Here is a 20935-nt window from a genome sequence, read left to right as displayed (position 1 = left end):
GGCCTACCTTTGAAAACTCCGTTTGCTCTGTAAGAGGATACGAAACAACCATGCAGGATCGGCTCGAAAAGATTGTTTCGCTCAGCAAGCGACGCGGATTCATTTTTCCTTCGTCGGAAATTTATGGGGGACTGGCGGCTGTGTACGACTATGGCCCCCTGGGCGTTGAGCTGAAACGAAACGTGCAGCAGCGTTGGTGGGAGGCCATGGTTTATGAGCACGAGAACATTGTCGGCCTGGACGCCGCGATCCTGATGCATCCCATGGTCTGGAAGGCGTCAGGCCACGTGGATGCCTTTAATGATCCGCTCATTGACGATCGACGGTCGAAGCGTCGCTATCGGGCTGATCAGCTTATTGAAGATTACATCGAGAAACTTCGGGCCCGGGGGGAAACAGAACGGGCCGAAGCGCTGCATCGGCGGCTTATTGAAGCGCTGAATGCTGACGACATGCCGCGCGCGCTCTATCAGATCATCATGGAGGAGCGCATTCCGTCTCCGGACTCAGGGGCCTTTGACTGGACCGAAGTGCGCCAGTTTAATCTGATGTTCGTAACGCACGTCGGGCCGGTCGCTTCGGAAGAGACCAAGGTATATCTGCGCCCGGAGACGGCCCAGGGCATTTTTGTCAACTTTCACAACGTAAAGGATTCCTCGCGGCTGCAGATTCCCTTTGGTATTGCGCAGATTGGCAAAGCATTTCGGAATGAGATTGTAGCCCGGCAGTTCATCTTTCGGATGCGCGAGTTTGAGCAGATGGAGATGCAGTATTTCGTCAGGCCGGGCACGCAGATGGAAGCCTTCGAAGCCTGGAAGGAAAAGCGGCTGCAGTGGCACATTGAGAATGGCATTCGCCCCGATCATCTGCGCTTCCATGTGCATGAGAAGCTGGCGCATTATGCCGATGCGGCCGTCGACATCCAGTACCTGTTTCCGATGGGGTGGCAGGAAGTCGAAGGTATACATTCGCGGACGGACTACGATCTGCGGCGGCATCAGGAGTTTTCCGGGAAGAAGATGGAGTACTTTGATGCGCAGACGCAGGAGCGCTATATCCCGTACGTGGTGGAGACGTCGGCTGGATTGGACCGCACGATCCTGATGCTGCTCTGCGAGGCGTATGACGAGGAGGAAGTGCAAGGGGAAACGCGTGTGGTGCTCCGGCTGCATCCACGGCTGGCGCCTATTAAAGTGGCGGTGCTCCCGCTGGTGCGCAAAGATGGGATGCCCGAGCGCGCGCAGGCGCTGGTGCGCGAGCTGCGGCCGTTCTTGAACACGTTCTATGACGAAAAAGGGGCAATTGGTCGGCGTTACCGGCGCATGGACGAGGTGGGCACGCCCTTCTGCGTGACGATCGACAGCCAGACCCTAGAAGATGGTACTGTTACCGTGCGCGACCGCGACACGATGCAGCAGGAGCGCGTTCATGAAACCCAGCTCCTCTCCTACATCAAAGATCGGCTGCGACAGTGGAAGCCCATTTGGGCCTCCTGACCATTCAAGTCCCCAAAACGACCATTGAACATCGATTTTGGGAGGTTGTCAGCCAGAAGGCTGGCACAACAGGGACGCATGGTATACATTACCTCCGCCCGTAGGAGATAGGCCTTTCGTGAGGGAGGATTCAGATTCTATAGCGCCGTTTCTGAGAGCGCTTTTTCCTAAGTCTGAGCCAATCACGGAGGAGACGTATGATGTTGCGCACATGGATGCTACAACTGCTGACATTCCTGCTCTTCCCTGCACTAGCATGGTCCCAGAACACAGGAAAGCTAGCGGGACGAGTCATCGATGCCAGTACGGGCGAACCCCTTCCAGGGGCCAACGTGTTTCTGGAAGGGACAACGTTGGGCACCTCGACCGACGTCAGTGGGGAATACACCATCTTTGAGGTGCCACCGGGCACCTATACGGTGGTAGCCAGCTTTGTGGGATATGCGACAGTGCGGCAGGAAAATGTACAGGTCATTGCAGGGATTACCACGCGGCTGGACTTCGAACTGCGGCCTGCAACCATTGAAGGCGAGGAAATTGTCGTGGTGGCAGCGCGGCCGCTGATTAATCCCACAGCGACCAATGCAGTGCGCCGCCTCGACCGCGAGGCGTTTGAGAAGCTTCCTACCCGGAGTGTGGCCACCTATTATGCCATTCAACCGGGCGTTACCTTGCTCAATGGCGAGGTTTACATCCGCGGCGGACGTCCCGATGAGACGGAATATCTGTTGGAAGGCATCAGCGCGCGCAGCCTGATTGGGACGGACAACGTGATTCCGGTCATTCCCGAGGCCCTTGAAGAGATTCAGGTCTTCGCCGGGGGATATAGTGCTGAGCTGGGAGGAGCCAACGCGGGCATTGTGCAGCAGGTGTTGCGGACCGGTGGGCCCCGGCTCAGCGGAATGGTGCAGTACGAAAGCGACTTTGTCGCGGATGCATTTAACAACACGTATGCGTACGGATATAACGATCTGACCCTGACGCTGGGGGGACCGCTGGTATGGAAGCAGCATCGCTTTTTCATCGCCGTCAATCGACGGAGCACAGACAACTATAATCCCCTGTTCTGGTATGGCGCCAACCTGGACTACAGCAAGAACGGGGGATTGTGCGTCAACGACCCCGATCAGGAGTGCATCCCCCCGATTGATGATATTCGAGGAGATACGGCGGTAGCGCCTCTTCGGTGGGAAGATGGTAAGCTGCCGGGAATTGGACGGCCCCTGGAAGTGTGGCGGATCAATGGCACGCTGTTGTTTGATTTCAATCCGCTACGCGTGCGGCTGGGGGGAGCGCTGCTGACCGGGAATCGACGGCTCAATAATTTGCCCATCCGGAACTTCTACAACCAGAAGCGGCTGCCCCGTCGGGACGACCTGCGCTGGTTGGCCAGCCTGCAGGCTACCTACTTCCTGAGCAGCAATACCTACCTGGAAGGAACGCTGGGATTCTTCCAGTACAACTTTGAGATTTACGACCCGCTGTTTGATCCTCCCCGGGCAGATGGAAAAGGCGGAGCCGTCCTCAATGTCGTGAACTATTACAACCGGGAGGCCGTTCGGGAGGCCCTGAGCAGCGACCCGGAGGTAGCTGATCTCTATACGCGGTTCTGGCAGGGGCAGTATCAGCAACCCCCGCTTTATCGATTCCACACGTTCCGCTTCCATCGTCCGGGACGGGTATTGACCACCTATCAGCGGCGCGAACAGTCATACTGGAACATTGCGCTGGGCCTGGTTTCGCAGCAGGGGAATCACGAGCTGCGCATTGGGGGGCATTACCAGCGCTGGACGCTTCGTGAGTACGTGCTCAGCGGTAGCGGTTTGGCCTCTATTCTGCAAAACGACCCGAGCTATATCCAGAAGATTCAGGCAGAGGCCGATGAAGTTGCATTTCGGATTCGCCAGGACGGATGGGGCGGGTATGGATACGACGAGTTCATGAACAAGCTGAATAGGGGTCTGGACGGCCCCAAGCGCCCGGTTACTGCCTCGCTATACATTAACGACAAAATTGAATTCAACGACATCATTGTAAATGCTGGATTGCGGTGGGATTACTTTGATATGGATCTGTGGACGGTGGAAGATCGACGCAATCCTGCCTATGATCCAAACCAGGCAACCGTACTGGGAGCAGGTCCGGGAATTCCCAATGGGCTGAAGGCAGCGCCCGCTAAATCGGTGCTGCAGCCGCGCCTCGGACTCTCCTTCCCGGTGACCGATCGGACGGTGTTTCACCTGCAGTACGGGAAGTTCGCCCAGATGCCGGATATGGGCTTTGCCTATACCCGGCGCTCGCGCATGGCGCTGATCTTCAGCGGCCGGTTCTTCTTTGCCCATCCCTTTGCCTTTGAGCTGGAGCCGATCAAAACGACGCAGTACGAGATTGGCTTCAGCCATCAGTTTACGGACTTTTCGGCCTTTGATATCACGGCTTTCTATCGGAAGACCGAAGGGCAGATTGAGATTATTCGGATCAATACCGATCCCACCTCTTCAGCCAATCCGTACAACCTGTTCACCAATGGCGATTTCTCCATCGCCCGAGGCATTGAAATCAGCCTGCGCACGCGGCGCATTGGGGGCGTGATGGCCATGTTCAACTACACGCTCACCGATGCGAAGGGGACGAACTCGGAGCCTGGGGGACAGGTCTCGGCCCTGGAGAACGGGACAGCGCCCCCATCGCTGCTGCAACCCCTGTCATTTGAGCAGCGCCATCGGGGAGCAATTGTGCTGGACTACCGAACAGGGGCTGATCAGCCGGTGGTATTGCAGCATCTGTCCGTAAACCTGCTGTTCTCCTTTAACAGTGGACATCGCTTTACGCGCAGCACGGGAGGCGTGGGGCAGCGGGGAGCCGATGAGGGAGCGTTGTTGACGGGGAGTGACCCGCGGAACCGCGTGCCGCTGGAACCGCTGAACGCCTCCACAACGCCCTGGTACTTCCGCACCGACCTGCGCATTGAGAAAGGATTTGCGCTGGGACGGGCTACAGCTACCGCCTACATGTACATTGAAAATCTGCTCAACCGGCGCAACCCGATCAACGTGTACCTGCGCACCGGGAACCCCTTCGATGACGGGTTCCTGAGCAATCCGGAGTTGAGCGAAGAGATTGTGCAGGGACAGGGACCGGACTATGTCTACTACTATCAGCAGATCAACCTGCGCAACCGGCAGCATTACATCGCCGATGAAGGGGTAGATCTCTTTGACCGGCCTCGTCAGGTCCGGCTCGGATTGCGGGTGGAATTTTAAGGCAGCATATCCAATAACAACCGTCTGAACGAAAGGACTCGGAGGAGCAATGTACGCGAAAATAAAGCGACTGCTCGTAGGTCTGGGGCTGCTCTTGCTGGTACCCGGCATTGCCTGGACGCAGGATAAAACCGCTCTCATGAAGCAGCCCCGTGCTGTGGCGCAACCTCAGCATCCACGCTTTTCGGTACTGGATGTGAACAACTCAACCGTCTGGATCCGGAATGACGGAAAATTTGACTGGATTGACCCCTTCTCCGGGGTCAATGGCACGATGCCCAAACGCACAGCTGGGCCGGTTTTTGCGCAGGGGTTTGTGTGGGGCGGGAAGGTAATGGATGGTAAAATGCCGGTCGTGCGGGTAAACGGGAGCACCTATGAAACCGGCCTGGATCCGGGCCGGGTGCTCTGGGATCCCGTGACCGGGACCGTGCAAGGGCCCGACGAGATCAGCCTGGAAAAGTACCACGTCTGGCGCGTCCATCGCCGCTGGAAGTCTAGCTCGTTCGACGTGACCGCGGCCGCTGCTTACTTCTTCGGTAAAGATCCGAGCGAGGTTACAGAGGAGGAACGCCAGGCCATCCTAGATCAATACGAATATGACTGGAACAACTGGCCGGCCGAGTGGGGCGCGCCCTACCAGGAGTGCAACGGCATCCCAGGCTACCAGCCTGCGACGGATCCCGACGAAGATGGTGAATTTGAGTGTTCCCCTGAGGATGGGGATATTCCAGGCTATCCCGGAGCCGATCAGACGCTCTGGATCGTAACCAACGACCTGCGGCAGGGGACCTCGGAGCGGAGCTATGGGTCGCCAGCCATTGGCATCGAGTATCAGCTCACCATCTGGGGGTACGACTTTCCAGCCACCAACCCGCTGGGCAACATCGCCTTTATGCGGGCGCGTCTGATCTACACGGGCACGCCCGACACGCCTCCGGATGCTCGTATCGATTCGATGTTTGTGGTCTGGTGGGTTGACCCAGACGTAGGCACGTATTCGGACGACTTTGCCGGCAGCGACACGACGCTATCGCTGGGATATGCTTATAACGCCAACCCGCGTGATGACTCCTACGAAGCGTTTAACCTGCCCCCACCGGCGGTAGGCTGGGACTTCCTGCAAGGACCGGTCAATGCGGAGGGCGATACGCTGGGGATGACGGCGTTTGTGTACTTTGCCGCCGGCTCCGATATCAACGACCCGGATCTGGGCGAGTACAGCGGGACGCTCCAGTGGTACAACCTGATGCGCGGGTATCGCCCGCGGCCAGAATATCCCGCTGGAGACCCCTTCATTGATCCGAATACAGGGCAACCTACCAAGTTTGCCCTGACCGGCGATCCGGTAACCGGACGCGGCTGGATCGACGGTCAGGAGTTGCCTCCCGGTGACCGCCGAATCGTCCTCTCCAGTGGACCCTTCACCATGCACAAAGGCGATACGGTTGATGTCGTAGTGGGGCAGATCGCTGCCCTGGGAACGAACAATCTCTCCAGCATCAGTCTCCTGAAGTACTACGACCTGTTCGCCCAGTTTGCCTACGACAACAACTTTGTCCTGCCCTCGCCTCCAGACGTTCCTCCTGTGCAGGTGGTAGAGCTGGACAAGCAAATCGTACTGGACTGGGGCTTCGATGGGGATCAGGTCGCCCAGGTCGAAAGCTATCGAGACTCCGGGTTTGAATTTGAAGGCTATAACGTCTATCAGCTTCCCTCTCCCACCGCCTCAATAGCAGATGGGGTGCGACTGGCCACCTTTGACAAGAAAAACCTGATTACCATTGTCTTTGACAACGCGTTTGACCCGGCAACCGGCTTCGTGCTGGAAAAGCCGGTCCAGTTCGGATCGGATGAAGGGCTCAAACGCTACCTTACCATCACGCGGGATGCCATACGGCAGCGTCCGCTCGCTAACGGGGTAACCTATTACTTCGCTATTACCTCTTATGCTGTGCTGACCGAAGATATAGAGGCCCCCTTCCGCGTGCTGGAAAGTACGCCTGTGGTCGTAGCCGCCACGCCTCAACCACCCAGGCCGGGTTCAACAGAGCTACCGGCGCCTGAAAGTGATGTGACGCTACAGCATACGGGGACTTCCACCAGTGCCGTGCAGATCAAGGTGGTCAACCCGGCCCGGGTGCAAAACGGCACCTATACGCTGGAATTTGCCTACTATGACCCGGCAACCGGCACCACGAAAACCACGCTGGCCCCCGAAGATACGTTGACCGCGGTCGAGGGCCTCTTCGAGCATGAGCACTACAGCGCGGCGAACCAGTTCAAGCTCGGGGATCCCTGGCCACTGCGCTGGCGCCTCCTTCGGGACGGACAGCCCATCAGCGACTGGATGCCGCAGATTGATCCCGATGGCCCGGTTCCGCCGCAGGAAATTGTGCCCGTAATTGAAGGGCTGCAGGTGTACGTCCCCTTCGTGGTGCCCCAGATTGCCGACTGGCGCTGTGACAGCACCTGCTGGATAACCGGTGTTAACTGGGGCGGCGAAGCCCTGTCGGGTGGGGCCGCCATCGGATCGCACTTCTTCGGAAGCACGCTACCCGACGATCAACTGGCGCCTGTCGTGCTGGAATTCCAGGGCGACACCACAAGCGGACCGGCTGACGGCTGGGCCAGTAAGGGCGCTGTCTATATTCGGGGGCAGGGGTATGCCTATGCGGGAACCGGCTACCTGCCGTTTGCCGCCTATGAGATCCAGCCAGATGGCTCACGGCGTCAGGTGAACGTGAGCTTTGTGGAGCTGAACCTGTCCTGCAGCAACATGCGATGGGATCTGGGGGTGCTTACCGGTCGGGAAGAATGCCAGGAATCAGGAGGACGGGAATATGTCTTTATCCATAAGTCCGACTACAACGAAGGAGCTGACTATAACAACGACAACTGGGCGCCGAGAGCGGATGTGATGTATGCTTTCTGGCCCCAGCTAGTCGAAGACCTTCAATATCTAGAAGCTCCTTTCCGCCTGTACTTCTACCCGGCCATTGCCCTGACGCCAAATGATCGGTACGAATTCACCATTGAAGGCATTGTCCAGGATGACCCTGAGCTGAAGCGGCAGGCGGTAGAGGACATTAACGTGTTCCCGAACCCTTACTTCGGGTTCAGCCGACTGGAAGCCAACCGATTCCAGAAGTTCGTCACCTTTACGCACCTGCCCGAGAAAGCGACGATCCGAATCTTTACGCTGGCGGGGGTACCGGTCAAGGTGATTGAGCATGAAGGCCCCTCTCAGTTTGAGCGGTGGGATCTGACGAATGAATCGGGTATCCCTGTAGCCAGCGGCATCTACATCGTGCACATAGAAACCCCCTATGGCGAGAAGGTGCTGAAGCTGGCCATTGTGCAGGAAGAGCAGATTCTGCAACGGTATTGAGCCATCATGTTGAAGCCAAACGGAGGGCATAGATTATGAAAGCCAAATCGCTTCGCACAGGTCTCTTGGTACTGCTGGTCCTGCTGCTGAGCTCAGCCGGGGCGCTGCAAGCTCAGGAGGCCCGTAACGGAACGAACGCTGCTTCCCAACTGCTCATTCCGCTGGGAGGGCAATTCCTGGGAGGCGGAGGCGCGGCTGCGGCCGTCACGGGCATCGAAAGCGTGCTCTGGAACCCGGCCGGCCTCGACTACGGCGAAGGGAACGTGATGGTGATGATTTCGCGGCGTAATTATATCGCGGACATTGGGATCAACTTTGCAGCGGTCGGACTGCGTTTTGGGACGCTCGGGGCGCTTGCCCTCCACCTGCGCAGCTTCGACATAGGCGATATTCCGAAGACGGATGAATTCAACATGGACGGCACCGGCGAGACTTTCTCGCCCACGTTCTTTACGCTGGGCCTCTCTTACGGCCGGGCTATGACCGACCGCATTCGAGTCGGAGCCACCGTTAACCTGAACTACGAAAGCTTCGCCAACGTCGCCGCCAGTGGCGTAACGTTCGATGCCGGCGTGCAGTACGATAACTTCCTGGGAGTGGGCGGGCTTTCGATAGGAGTGGCCATTCGCAACATCGGGACCTCCATGCGGTATGACGGGCCACCCCTGCTGGTAGATGCCCGCACCACAGAAGGAGAACGGTCCGTTACAAAGTACAAAGTCGTAGCCGCCGACGCCGACGTGCCGACCGTAGTCGATGTGGCGGTCAGTTATCGCGTCTGGCAGGGCCTTTCGGTCAGCCTGACCTATATGGAAAATACCTACGGCCCCAGCCAGGTGCAGGGCCAGCTTTCCTATAACTTCCAGGACTACCTCATCGTACGGGGCGCCTACGTCCAGAATACGCAAAAGCAAGGCAATCTGGAGGGGCCTTTCGATAATCGACCGGCCTTCGGCGCTACGCTAAATCTGCGTCCTGTGCTGGGTGTGAATATGGCGTTCGACTACGGCTTTATCCCTGCACAATTCTTCGAGAACAACCACGTGTTCACGTTGCGCGGACAGTTCTAAGGGACGGTTTGCCACGCTCAGTTAGGGCCGGCCTCACCGACAGGAACGTTACGGTGAGGCCGGTTTTTTATGAGCGTTTCCGGATCAACGCGTTTGCCGCAAAGCAATGAGAATGCGAACGGATGCGGTGTCGGTGCAGACGGCCGAAGCCCTGCGACGGCAGCTCCGGCGCATCGACGGGCGGGGATACAAGGCATACAAGACGCTGCAGGGAGCCTATGATCTAGGAGATTTCGTGCTGCATCTGGTGCACGTGCAGGGCGATCCCTTTGCCACGCCCAGCCGCGTGCACGTCTGGGTCCCCCAGCAGGTTGCTCAATTTCCCGTGTGGAGTTATCAGTCGGAGGCGCGGGCGATCGGCGTGGCTCATCTGCTGGCCCGCACCTTTGCTGAGAAAGCTCGACGTTTCAGTCGTCCGCGAGGGAGCGGGCACAGCGGACGGATCGAAATGGACTGCCCCGGCCAGGAAGTGCTCCCCCGCACCGCGGTGCGGCTAACGGCCGAAGGCGTCGAAGCCCGCTTTTCCGTCGGGCTCCCGGCCTACGGTCGCCGGATTGCTGCCGACGAGGCCCAGGCTCTGCTGCTGGAAGACGTACCACGGGTCGTGCGCGAAAGCCTGCGCTTTTCGGCCTACGATCCGGACGCCGTGCGCACGTTCGCCGAAGTGAACGAAGACGCTACCTGGCTGCGGGCGCAACTGCCGTCCTGGGGACTGGTGGCGTTCGTGGCCAACGGCGCCTGCCTGCCTCGTCGCTCCGGCGTGGACGAGCGGCCTCTGGAAACCGGTGCCGTGCTGTTTCAGGCGCCACCTTCCCTGCAGCGAGAGGTCGTGCTGCCCAGCGGTCGTCGCCTGACCGGCATGGGCATTCCGGCCGGCGTTACCCTTATCGTGGGCGGCGGCTATCACGGAAAAAGCACGCTCCTGCGGGCGCTGGAACGCGGCGTCTATAACCATGCGCCGGGCGACGGCCGGGAGTTCGTCGTGACCGTGCCCGATGCGGTCAAAGTGCGGGCGGAGGATGGGCGGAGTGTGGCTGGCGTGGATCTGTCCCCTTTCATTCGCAATCTGCCCTCTGGCATTGATACGCGCGCGTTCTCCACGGCCAATGCCAGCGGTTCAACCAGCCAGGCGGCCGCTATCCAGGAGGCGCTGGAAATCGGCACTTCGCTGCTACTTATCGACGAAGATACGGCGGCCACCAACTTCATGGTACGCGACCGACGGATGCAGCGCCTGGTGCCCGGCGCTCAAGAGCCCATCACACCGTTCATTGACCGCGTGCGCCAGCTTTACGAAACGCGGGGCGTCAGTACGATTCTGGTGGTCGGCTCCAGCGGCGACTTTTTCGACGTGGCCGACACCGTCATCAAACTGCACGAATACCGCGTGGAAGACGTGACCACAGCGGCTCGAGAAATTGCCCGGGCGTTTCCAAGCGAGCGCACGCCCGTTCCGGATAATCCCTTCCGGGAACCGTCTGTGCGACGCGTGCCTGATCCATCCAGCGTGTCGCCCCAGAAAGGAAAACGTTTGTCCTACGTTCGGGCACGCGGGCGCGAAACGCTTCAGCTCGGGACCACCATTGTAGACCTGCGGGCCGTTGAACAACTGGTGCACGTGGCACAGACGCGAGCTATTGGACAGGCGCTGGCCTATGCCCGTCGGCGTTACATGGATGGCCGCCGCACGATTCCGGAAATCGTGGCGGCTGTGCTGGCAGATATCGAGCGGCAAGGTCTGGACGTGCTGGATCCCCGGGGGTTGCTGGACCTGGCCGGATTTCGCGCGCAAGAGCTGGCGGCTGCGCTGAACCGTCTGCGGACGCTTCGGGTGCGCGTCGAACCACCTGCCTGAGCCATGGACATTACCGTTCCGGCTGAATGGGAAGCGTTGCGCGCGCGGTTATTGAACGGAAGGCCATGGCGCCTGCTGATGGTGGCAGGCCCGATTAATGCCGGCAAGACCACGCTGGCATGCTGGCTGGCCGAGCAATTGCAGGCGCAAACCCGTACGCTTTTTCTGGATGCCGATCCAGGGCAATCGCTGATAGGTCCACCGACTACGCTGGCGCTGAGCGCGCTTCCGCTTCATCCCGAGCGCTGGCTCAAGCTCCGATTTGTGGGGCATATTTCGCCGGAGGGACATCTGCTGCAGATGCTCAGCGGGCTGGTGCGCCTGGTCGAAGCAGCGCGTCGCCATCGGGCGCAGCGGCTGGTAATCGACCTGCCTGGCCATATGGCCAACGAAGCTGGACGTGAACTGTTTTTTCAGATGCTGGATGTGCTGCGCCCGGACTATGTGGTCGCCCTCCAACGCGATGCTGAGCTGGAGCCAGTGCTCCAGTGCTTCCGAAGAAGCCGGCGCCCTCGGATTATTCGGCTGGCAGTGGCGGAAGCCGTACAGGAGCGCGACCGGTGGATGCGAAGCTCGTACCGCCGCGACCGATTTCAACGCTACTTTGCCGAGGCGCGATTGCGGCGGCTGTCGGTGCGCGCGCGTGGACTGCACGGCATGGTACCGGCGCTGGACAATCCGGAAGCGGTCCGGCATCGCCTGGTGGCTCTCTGTGATCGATATGGATTCGCCCGGGTGCTGGGGATCGTAACCCGGTATGACGCCGACCTGCAGTGGCTGTATCTCTGGGCCCCTCCCTTTCAGGCGCGTGAAATTGCCACGATCCAGTTCGGACGCTTCCGGCTGGATCCGGCGGAGGTCAGATCAGGAATGCAACGACAATACCTTCCTCTCCGAAAAGCCTCATTCCGGACCGATGCCTCCGAGTCGTAGGTCGTCGGGTACGTTGACATTGCGCAGGGAAGCATCCGGCAGGGACAGGATAGCGAGCCGTAACCGGTCAAGCAACGTTTGTAGCGCGTAGCAACCAGCCGTAAGCTGCGCTTCGGCGACCGGACGCACCGCCGCTACATGGTACAGCGCGCAGAGCGGTTGACGGTAACCGTCGGACGTAATGGGCACCACAGCCGTGACGTCAGCAGTGCGGGCCTCAAGCAGTGGCTGAAGGGCTTCCTTCGTCAGGAAAGGCAGGTCGCAGGCCAGGGCCAGCAACCAGGGCGTACGCGCGGTGCGCAGTCCTGCAACCAGCCCGGCCAGCGGACCGGCATCGGGCACCGGATCCAGCAAGCGCGGAACGGCTGGCGGTACCAGATCAAAATAAAAGTCGCCATCGGCCCGAACGCTGAGCAGAACGTGCGGCGTGAAACGCCGGGCTACGTCATAGACCCGTTGGAGCATGGGCCTGCCGTTTACTTCGGCCCGCGCTTTGTCGGTCCCAAAGCGGCGACTTCGGCCGCCGGCCAGTAAAAGTGCCGTCAGGTCAGTGTTCAACGGTGGCATCGGACGGCCGCGCCTGTGGTTTGTGCCGGCAGCCAATATCCTTTTCAATGAGCAGCTTCAGCGTGCGGTTGGGACCGGCCGACTGGCGCGCTTCAATACCGATCTGATCACTGTCGAGCCATTGCCGGGCTTCGTCGGTAGGAAGCAGCACGGTAAGACGCGAGCCGTCCAGATGAGCCACCGGGACAGCCGTCTGCGCATCGATACGGAGCGTGCAGGTGAAAGCTGTCTGTGCATCGAAAGGGGTTGCGAGTTCCACACGGCCCGTTTGCCGCAACATTTCCAGATCGTCAGCTTCCAGGCGGAGGCGCAGGTCGCGTTCGGTAAGACGGAGTTTCATGGCGGTATTCGCTTTTTGAAAGTACAACCGGCACCAGGCTTTGAAAGATTCAACCGGGTTCAAGGCAGTCTCGAATCTTTCTGAGGAGTGCAGGACAGACTTCCACTGACCGGAGGTGGGCAGATTACCTTGCTCCTCCAGATCAGAAAGAATTTGGTATGATTCTGACTTTCTGCCCGCGCGACAACCTTCGGGCTACTGGTGGGCCGAAGCTCAGTCGTGGCAAGACCAGGGGCTGGAGGGCGAAAGCTACTTGCCCCATTCGATAGAAGTTGCAGGAGATTCTCCCTTACGCGGAATGCGTCCCGTTTTGATTATGCAAGTTGCTTGCCCCGAGAAAAAACGGTCCGCTTCATGAAGCGGAGTAGCGTAAGCTCGGGCATTGGGCCCTACAAGTCTACGTGGAGCCTGACGACCATATAAGCGGTGTGACCATGGCGTCGAATGGGTCGGTAAATCACGCCTCGGTGTTCGTAGTACACGCGTCCGTGCACATGCACGACCCGATAGCGCGGGGGCAGTATTGGTACGATGGCTCCAACCGGAGCGCGGACCACTACAAAGCCTCCTCGAACCGGCCGGTAAAAGACGCCGGCATGGTAGTGGTAGCGAAGCTTGCCCACGTGAACGATCACGTGACCACGCGGAAGCACTTTCACTATCCGTTTGGGATGAGCCTGCGCTGCGTTTGCGACAAAGCCAATCAGCAACAGGACGGTCAGTAGCAGAGAAAAACCTACCTTGCTCCGGGTACGCATGGCATCGCATGGTTGAGTTAAAGGGAATGCTACTGGATATACCCTTCAGCTGCGCTATTCCCCTACGGTTATAGCCCGTATCTTCTGGAGAAGAATTGCACTGCTGGCAGGGACTTGTTGCTGGAAGGGCTTGCACCAGTGCCTGGAAATGCTCAATTTCCCGCAAAAACAGAACAAACAGATAGTCATCATGCGGCGCTACGGGATTATCTGGGGCTTACTGCTGGCTGTAAGTGTTTCGGTCGCGGAAGCCCAGACGCTGGACGCTTATAAGCAAGAGGCGTTGCGCGAAACAGAGCAGCTTCGGGAGACGCTGCAGCATTTAGCGCAGGAGCTCTGGCGCTATGCGGAAACGGCGTTGCAGGAGCACCGGTCGGCCGAATTGCTGGCCAGTGCATTGGAGGCTGAGGGCTTTCGGGTGCAGCGGGGCGTGGCCGGGATGCCGACAGCGTTTATCGCCGAATGGGGAAGTGGGCGGCCTATTATCGGCATTCTGGCCGAGTACGATGCGCTGCCTGGTGTGGGCAACGAACCGGTTCCCTCTCGTCAGCCTCGAGCCGACGCAGTGACCAGCGGACATGGCTGCGGGCATAACCTGTTTGGCGCAGCTTCCACGGTGGGCGCCATTGTGTTAAAGCGTCTCATGGAGCGCCATCAGCTCCCCGGAACGGTTCGGCTCTATGGAACGCCTGCCGAGGAGACCGTCGTGGGCAAGGTGTACATGGCCCGCGAAGGTGTGTTCGATGATCTGGATGCGGCCATTGAGTGGCATCCCGGGACGGAAACGGCCGTGCGCAACCAGCCGGGACGGGCCATGAACAACTTTATTGTGCGTTTTTATGGTCAGGCGGCGCATGCTTCGGCCGATCCCTGGAACGGCCGCAGTGCGCTGGATGCCGTCGAGTTGATGAACCACGCGGCCAATATGATGCGGGAGCACGTTCATCCAACGGCGCGCATCCACTATGTGATTACAGACGGCGGTGAAGCCCCCAACGTTGTGCCCGAGCGCGCTGAAGTCTGGTACTACGTCCGCGATATCAACCGGGAGCGCGTCGAGTTCATGTACGAGTGGCTGAAGAAAATCGCCGAAGGGGCAGCGCTCATGACGCGCACCGAGTATGACATCCAGTTCATCACGGGCGTGCACGAAGTGCTTCTGAACCGGCCGCTGCAGGAAGCCGTCCAGGCCAACCTGGAGCTGGTGGGGCCTCCGCGTTTTGATGCGGAAGAGCAACAGTTTGCCCGGGCGTTGCAGGAATTTCTGCAAGTAGATCCGGTAGGTCTGGATACAACGATCAAGCCTCTGCCTGAGGGACCAGAGCCACCTCGAGGCGGATCGACCGATGTGGCGGAGGTTAGTTGGATTACGCCAACGGTAGGTTTTAGCGTGGCCACGGCTGCGAAAGATGTCCCCTGGCATAGCTGGGCCACCACGGCCTGTCATGGCACTTCCATCGGTTACAAAGGCGCCGAAGTGGCTGCTAAGGTAATTGCCACCACAGGTCTGGACATGTTGCTGCGGCCTGAGCTGCTTCAGGCTGCCCGTGAGGAATTTCTGCGCCTGACCGGCGGCAAACCCTATCAGTCGCCGCTGCCTCCCGACCAGCCTCCACCTGTACCGGCTCGCACAGACCGTTAGTTGTGCCTGAAAGGCAGCGTGCGGTCGCGGAGCATACGGTCCAGAAAGTCTACGGTGGCGTGATAGGCGCGCAGCCAGCTTTCATGCAGCAGAAAGCTGTGCACCTCGTCGGGCAGGACGAGCAGCTCAACGTGCACGCCCCGTTCCCGTAGCCGTTGGGCCAGATCCACGGTCTGCTCGAAGAGGACGTTGCGGTCATCGTCGCCGTGGATCAGCAGGACCGGAGAGCGCCAGCGATCTATGTCGGCTACGGGTGAAGAGCGATAGGCCAGGGCCAGGCTATCAGGATGGTTGGCGATGCCCCAGCCGCCGCCGGGCGAAAAGTCCGTAGCACGGAACGCCCAGTCGTGCACGCCATGCAGATCGACGCCGGCAGCAAACAACTCGGAATCGCGGGCCAGCCCCATGGCCGTTAGATAGCCGCCGTAAGAGCCGCCCCAGAGGCCGATGCGGTCAGGATCGACCTCAGGCAGGTGACGCAAAAAGAGCGCAGCTGCTACAACGTCCTGGTATTCTGAAGCGCCACGAGGTCCCTGACGCGCAGCCAGGCGAAACGCTCGTCCGTACCCAATCCCAGTACGGTAGTTAAGCGACAGCACCACATAGCCCCGGGCTGCCAGGTACTGGTTTAAGGCATACGCCCGGGCATAATATCCCCGGTAATGCCAGCCTAACAGCATCTGGCGGATAGGGCCGCCATGCAGGAAGATCACGGCTGGCCGGCGTTCGCCCGAGCGCAGATCAGGCGGCCGAAAGAGCTGACCGTGAAGCGTGAGTCCATCCAGGGAAGCGAAAACCACAGGCTCTGGTTCGACCAGGTAAGCCTCCGGGAAACGTTCGGGTAACTGCTCCGGAAAGATGCGATGCATCCTGCGCGTTTGCAGGTCGAGCGCGACCAGATGCTGTGGGCGTCGGGCCGTAGCGGCCCGGTAAACCAGCCAGCGACCGTCCGGCGAAATGATGGGATCTGTTTCGATGCCGGTGCCCGGCGTAAGCAGTTCAGGAGTGCCTCCGGTCGTTGGTACCCGCCACAGGTGCCGCCGGTCGATATCGTTGTGGTTGCCACTAAAGTAAAGCCAGGCACCGTCGCGCGACACAACGCTGTGCTCGGCTTCTGCTTTGCCCGGGGTCAGATCGGTCAACGTACCCTGTTCTGGATCCAGGCTGTAAATGTGCAGCCAGCCTTCATGCTCCGAGTAAAACAGCAGTCGGCCATTGCGTACCCAGCGCAGCGGTTCGGCCGGATAGTACTGCGCAAATCCTCCATCGCGACCCGGCGACCTCCAGACGACGCGTGCCTCGCCCGTTGCTACTTCGGCGATCAAAATCTGAAAAGGATAGCCGGCCATCAGGTTATAGCGTTCCCCTTTCTTCAAGCCGGGCTGGCGAATAAAGGCCAGATGCCGGCCATCGGGCGACCAGACTGGATCCATGTCGCGGTCAACGCCTGGTGCCATCCACCGAATGCGATGGGCGTGGGTGTCGTAAACGCCGATGAAGCTATAGGCGCCTCGGCTACTCACGAACGCTACGTAGCGGCCGTCCGGCGACCAGGCAGGCGACTGAGTGCTGCCCCGCGCTCGGAAGAGCGGTCGCGCCTCGGTTGAGTCGGGGTGCAGAGCTATGCGATACAGGGTGCCGCGTCGGCTGAACAGTACGGTCTGCCCATCCGGTGAAACCACCGGGTTGGCTCCTTCTCCTAAGGACCAGGTCCGACCGGTAGCCAGCTCGACCACCCACACTTCGCGGCGCACGCCGTCGGGCAGACTCCGGGGGTTGGGATATTCCCCCCGTCGGTTGGGTGCGCCGCCGCGCACATACAGCAGCAGGCGACCATCGGGGGTAAAGGCGAGGCTACCGAGCACCTGTCCGTCGTCTTCTGTGTAATGGGTTACCGGTACCGGACGGAAGTCCGGGGCGTCGGCTATCCAGATGTTCCGCACCCCTTCCTGATTGACTACCCAGGCGACGCGAGGGACCTCCGGCGCAAAGACCGCAGCTTCCACATAGGGAGCGCTCAGCACGTCTTCGAGCGAAAAAGGCTGCGCCTGCAGCACAAGCGCCGACAGAGACAGGAATGCGCCAATCAAAGCGTACCGCATAGCCGGCATCTGGGTTTGGCGAAAGACAAAACACTGGATCAATACTACAGGGCAGCACGCGAAAAAACAAGCCGTTTACGACCGCCGCAGCAGTACGGCTGCAAAGAATCCGTCGGTTCCATGCGTGGCAGGCTCCACGCGGAGAAATGCATCGCGTTGATGGGGAAGCACAATTCCCTGGCGGGATAGCACATCGGTGGCCGGGGCCAGGACAAAGTCCGGGTGGCGCTCCAGAAAAGCGTGCACCTGCTGTTCGTTTTCTGCCGGCAATAGCGAGCAGGTAGCGTAAACAAGCCGGCCACCCGGCCGCACCAGGGGAGCGTAGGCATCAAGAATTTGCCGCTGCTGCTCGACAAGGGCGGTTACGCGCGCAGGCGTCATTTTCCAGGCAGCATCTGGATTACGCCGAAGGACGCCGGTGCCGCTGCAAGGTGCATCCACGAGCACAACATCAGCTTTGCCATACAGGCGGCGCACAATGGAGGCGCGGTTGTGCGGCAGCACGTGCAGCCGAATGTTGTGCACGTCCGCACGACGTGCTCGTGGGCGGAGTTCCTGCAGGCGCGCTTTATGGATGTCGAAGGCATACAATCGTCCTTTGCCCTGCATGAGCGCCGCCAGGTGGAGCGTCTTGCCACCGCCACCGGCACAGCCGTCCACGACCACCTGACCCGGCTGAGCTTCGGTGAGAAAACTGATGAGTTGACTGCCTTCATCTTGCACCTCGAAAAGCCCTTCCTGAAAGGCACGGGTGCGGAAAATGAACGCCTTTTCTTCCAGGATCAACCCCACGGGACTGTAAGGGGTCGGGCGGCTCGGAAAGCCCTCGGCCCGCAATCGTTGCCGGACGGTCTCGCGGTCGGTTTTTAGCGTGTTGACCCGGATGGTCAGCGGGGCCGGCGCTTTCAGGGCGGCGCAGCGGGCTTCGACTGCCTCGCGGGGAAGCGTGTCCAGCCAGGCAGCTATCAGCCAGTCGGGCAGGCTGTAGCACAGGCCGAGAGCAGCTACCGGATCGTCCGGAAGCGAGGGGTGCTGAAACCGCTGGACCGATGCTTCAAGGGCTCCCTGTTCGGAGGGACGCACGGGCAGATCGAGCGAGGCCGCTCCGAAGCCAAACACTTTTAAATAGAGCAAGGTGAGAAAACGCAGATCATCGGCGCGGCGTCGGGCGGCGTAAGCCAGGCGTCGGTAGTGCCGCAGCATTCCGTAAACGGTTTCAGCGACAAAGGCCCGGTCCCGTTTGCCCATCTTGCGATGTTTTCGGAAGAACTGTTGCAAGATGGTGTCGGCCGGCAGTGGCGAACGAAAAATCTCCTGAAGGACGGTGCCTACCGCTTCAATCCATACCGGATAGACGCGGAGCAACGTTGTTGTTGACATACTGCGTCGGTGTCTGGGTTGGTCTCAGGGACCTGTAACGTCTGCCGCGAAAAAACGTCTCGCCGCAATTCCATCCAGCCGTAGGTAGCGATTTCCGTTCTGACTTTGACATTGCGTTTAGAAGAGCATCAAGGACTTTTGAAGCCGATTGCTGAAAAGCGCTGTCTGGCGTATCATGGGCCACCAGTGTAAAAGACAGGGAGCTATGAAAACCCGTACGCTTCGCTCAGACCTGCTCATTTTGCTGGCCACGGCCATCTGGGGCTTTGCCTTTGTGGCGCAGCGCGTCGGTATGGAGTACATGGGGCCGTTCTGGTTTAATGCGTTGCGATTTACGATGGGTAGTCTTGTCCTGGTGCCCCTGCTCGCCCAGCGTGGTTCTGCCGAAATCCCTCCCAGCGTACAGTTGCGGGTGGGATTGCTGGCAGGTCTGATTCTCTTCCTCGGCGCTTCTGCGCAGCAGATTGGTCTGGTCTATACGACTGCGGGCAAGGCTGGCTTCATAACCGGCCTCTACGTGATTTTTGTGCCCCTTCTGGGCATTTTCTGGCGGCAGCATACTTATCTGGATGCCTGGCTGGGAGCAATGTTAGCGGCCGCCGGGATGTATTTGCTCAGTGTGGCGGAAACGCTTACCGTCAATCCGGGAGATATGCTGGTGCTGGCGAGCGCTGTCTGCTGGGCTTTCCATATTCATCTAATCGATCGCTATGCCCACCGCATGCCTCCTTTTCGGCTGGCGTTTACCCAGTTTGTCGCATGTGCTCTGCTAAGCGGGCTGACGGCTGCGGTGGTCGAGACGCCTGTGTTGCCAACCGAACGTAATGCCTGGGGGGCATTACTCTATGCCGGGTTTCTTTCCGTAGGCATTGGATACACGTTGCAGGTGGTGGCTCAGCGCGAAGCACATCCCACGCATGCAGCGATTCTTTTCAGTTTGGAGGCGGTTTTTGCAGCGCTTGGAGGGTGGTGGTTGCTCAACGAAACGCTCACAACGCGCCAGCTTCTGGGATGCATGCTGATGCTGGGAGGCATGCTGCTTTCACAGTTGCGTCCTTTTACGCGCCGACTTCCCGTTTCTCTGTCGTAGAAGTTTAACTAAGGCACGAAATATGCGATATTTCGGAAAGATGTTTATCAATTTACAGGGGTTACCATGCGTCCCGGTGACATTGGCTGGATGCCCCGGGTTACCGAAGTGGCGACCGACCGGGAGCAATACCGTGCGAAGGAGGAGCCGGCGCATCGGCGACGTCGTAAGAAAAAAGTTCGTAAAACGTCGCATGCTTCCGGTACTTCTTCCGTAGGCGATACCGGCCGTCACATTGATCTACGGGTATAGCACCCAGCATCGACCGGTCAGGATGGTATATCCGCTAAGCGGAACGGGCAGGGTACGCCTGGCCGCTGGAAAAGGACGTAACGTCTCTGGAGCGACAGATAAGCACATCCTATGGTAGAAAAGCAGTCGGGGGCTGAGCAGCTCTGGATGAATGCCGACACTTTTCTGAGGTCCTGAGAGATAGGCATGTAGCTAACGTGTGCCAGCAGGTAAGAAAACGAGGCGCGAAGGCTATACGGGGGCATTTCGAACGGTTTCAGTGAGAAAATCACATGGCTTCTGAGCTGTGGATCGCAAGCGCTCTGGGAGCGGTGGGATGATGCAAGCTGAGACGCTACGGGACATGGAAAGGTATTGTACGGAAGATCATGAAATTCTTTGGAAAGCGGCAGGTAAGCAACGGATACCTTCGGGGTACTGGTCTCTGGGATTGATATATCGCGTGTGCATACTGTAGTATTCCAGACAACCGCTTCATCGCAGAACGAGCACAGACTTCGACTGCTACGCATTGTCGGTGGAGGCCGTTCAGGGGGGCGTGCTCGGGCATACGGGCCGGTACATTTTCTGGATGAGGGGAATTCGACGGCTCCGAAACGTTGGAAAAGGGTAACGTGTCGTGTGGAGAAGTACCGGTAGCGTAAGCAGGGCAAGTAGGGGGCGGGAGGAGATGTGCTGGGCGAGAGCGTTGTGACGGTTGGGCCTCGCCTGGAGCAGGCGATCAGTTCTGGCTCGTAGCGGACCGTGGTGGGGGGGTCCGTGTTGGGTCGGCTGCTCTGAGCGGATCAGGCACTTG

At 59.4% G+C, this 20935-nt stretch carries 14 protein-coding genes; 9 read left to right on the top strand and 5 right to left on the bottom strand.

The annotated features are described in order from the left end of the window. Positions 1 to 50: 50 nt before the first annotated feature. The 6 genes from BUA15_RS08745 (at position 51) to BUA15_RS08720 (ending at position 12008) form a co-directional block, all read left to right on the top strand. Complete coding sequence (locus BUA15_RS08745) at positions 51 to 1496, top strand: glycine--tRNA ligase (protein ID WP_072715600.1); 1446 nt, start codon at positions 51 to 53, stop codon at positions 1494 to 1496. Positions 1497 to 1693: 197 nt separating this feature from the next. Continuing rightward, on the top strand, positions 1694 to 4759 hold the full coding sequence (locus BUA15_RS08740; protein ID WP_072715599.1) for a TonB-dependent receptor: 3066 nt from the start codon (positions 1694 to 1696) through the stop codon (positions 4757 to 4759). A gap of 49 nt (positions 4760 to 4808) precedes the next feature. Then, positions 4809 to 8150: a T9SS type A sorting domain-containing protein gene (locus tag BUA15_RS08735; protein ID WP_072715598.1), complete on the top strand. Its 3342-nt coding sequence runs from the start codon at positions 4809 to 4811 to the stop codon at positions 8148 to 8150. A 35-nt stretch (positions 8151 to 8185) separates the two neighbouring features. Further along, the gene (locus BUA15_RS08730; RefSeq protein ID WP_072715597.1) at positions 8186 to 9220 is read left to right on the top strand and encodes a PorV/PorQ family protein; all 1035 of its coding nucleotides are present in this window, start codon (positions 8186 to 8188) and stop codon (positions 9218 to 9220) included. A 106-nt stretch (positions 9221 to 9326) separates the two neighbouring features. Further along, the gene (locus BUA15_RS08725) at positions 9327 to 11075 is read left to right on the top strand and encodes an ABC-ATPase domain-containing protein (protein WP_072715596.1); all 1749 of its coding nucleotides are present in this window, start codon (positions 9327 to 9329) and stop codon (positions 11073 to 11075) included. Between the two features lie 3 nt (positions 11076 to 11078). Beyond that, positions 11079 to 12008 (top strand): Clp1/GlmU family protein, encoded by a 930-nt coding sequence (locus tag BUA15_RS08720; RefSeq protein ID WP_072715595.1) that lies wholly within the window; start codon positions 11079 to 11081, stop codon positions 12006 to 12008. On the opposite strand, the gene mobA is transcribed toward BUA15_RS08720, so the two are convergent. The 3 genes from mobA to BUA15_RS08705 form a co-directional block, all read right to left on the bottom strand. Further along, on the bottom strand, positions 11979 to 12575 hold the full coding sequence (gene mobA, locus BUA15_RS08715; RefSeq protein ID WP_072715594.1) for a molybdenum cofactor guanylyltransferase: 597 nt from the start codon (positions 12573 to 12575) through the stop codon (positions 11979 to 11981). The two genes, BUA15_RS08720 and mobA, sit on opposite strands and share 30 nt — an antisense overlap. Beyond that, the gene (locus BUA15_RS08710; RefSeq protein ID WP_072715593.1) at positions 12556 to 12915 is read right to left on the bottom strand and encodes a DUF7009 family protein; all 360 of its coding nucleotides are present in this window, start codon (positions 12913 to 12915) and stop codon (positions 12556 to 12558) included. Before BUA15_RS08710 ends, mobA begins: the two co-directional genes overlap by 20 nt. Positions 12916 to 13304: 389 nt before the next feature. Next, positions 13305 to 13673, bottom strand: coding sequence for a DUF6515 family protein (locus BUA15_RS08705; protein ID WP_072715592.1), 369 nt, complete (start codon positions 13671 to 13673; stop codon positions 13305 to 13307). Between the two features lie 190 nt (positions 13674 to 13863). On the opposite strand from BUA15_RS08705, the gene BUA15_RS08700 reads away from it, so the two are divergent. Beyond that, positions 13864 to 15315, top strand: a complete 1452-nt coding sequence (locus tag BUA15_RS08700) for an amidohydrolase (protein WP_072715591.1) — start codon at positions 13864 to 13866, stop codon at positions 15313 to 15315. On the opposite strand, the gene BUA15_RS08695 is transcribed toward BUA15_RS08700, so the two are convergent. Further along, on the bottom strand, positions 15312 to 17417 hold the full coding sequence (locus BUA15_RS08695) for an alpha/beta hydrolase family protein (protein WP_072715590.1): 2106 nt from the start codon (positions 17415 to 17417) through the stop codon (positions 15312 to 15314). The genes BUA15_RS08700 and BUA15_RS08695 overlap by 4 nt on opposite strands. Before the next feature lie 75 nt (positions 17418 to 17492). Further along, a complete protein-coding gene (locus BUA15_RS08690) occupies positions 17493 to 18797 on the bottom strand; it encodes an RsmB/NOP family class I SAM-dependent RNA methyltransferase (protein ID WP_072715589.1) in 1305 nt (434 codons plus the stop codon). Positions 18798 to 19002: 205 nt separating this feature from the next. On the opposite strand from BUA15_RS08690, the gene BUA15_RS08685 reads away from it, so the two are divergent. Then, positions 19003 to 19887, top strand: coding sequence for a DMT family transporter (locus BUA15_RS08685; protein ID WP_072715588.1), 885 nt, complete (start codon positions 19003 to 19005; stop codon positions 19885 to 19887). Between the two features lie 66 nt (positions 19888 to 19953). Continuing rightward, entirely contained in the window at positions 19954 to 20139 is a 186-nt protein-coding gene (locus tag BUA15_RS08680) for a hypothetical protein (protein ID WP_072715587.1), read from the top strand. Positions 20140 to 20935 lie beyond the last annotated feature (796 nt).

It is taken from the genome of Rhodothermus profundi (assembly GCF_900142415.1).
Lineage (GTDB): Bacteria > Bacteroidota > Rhodothermia > Rhodothermales > Rhodothermaceae > Rhodothermus > Rhodothermus profundi.
Note: the sequence above shows the minus strand (reverse complement) of the source record. Positions and strands in the feature narration are given on the sequence as shown.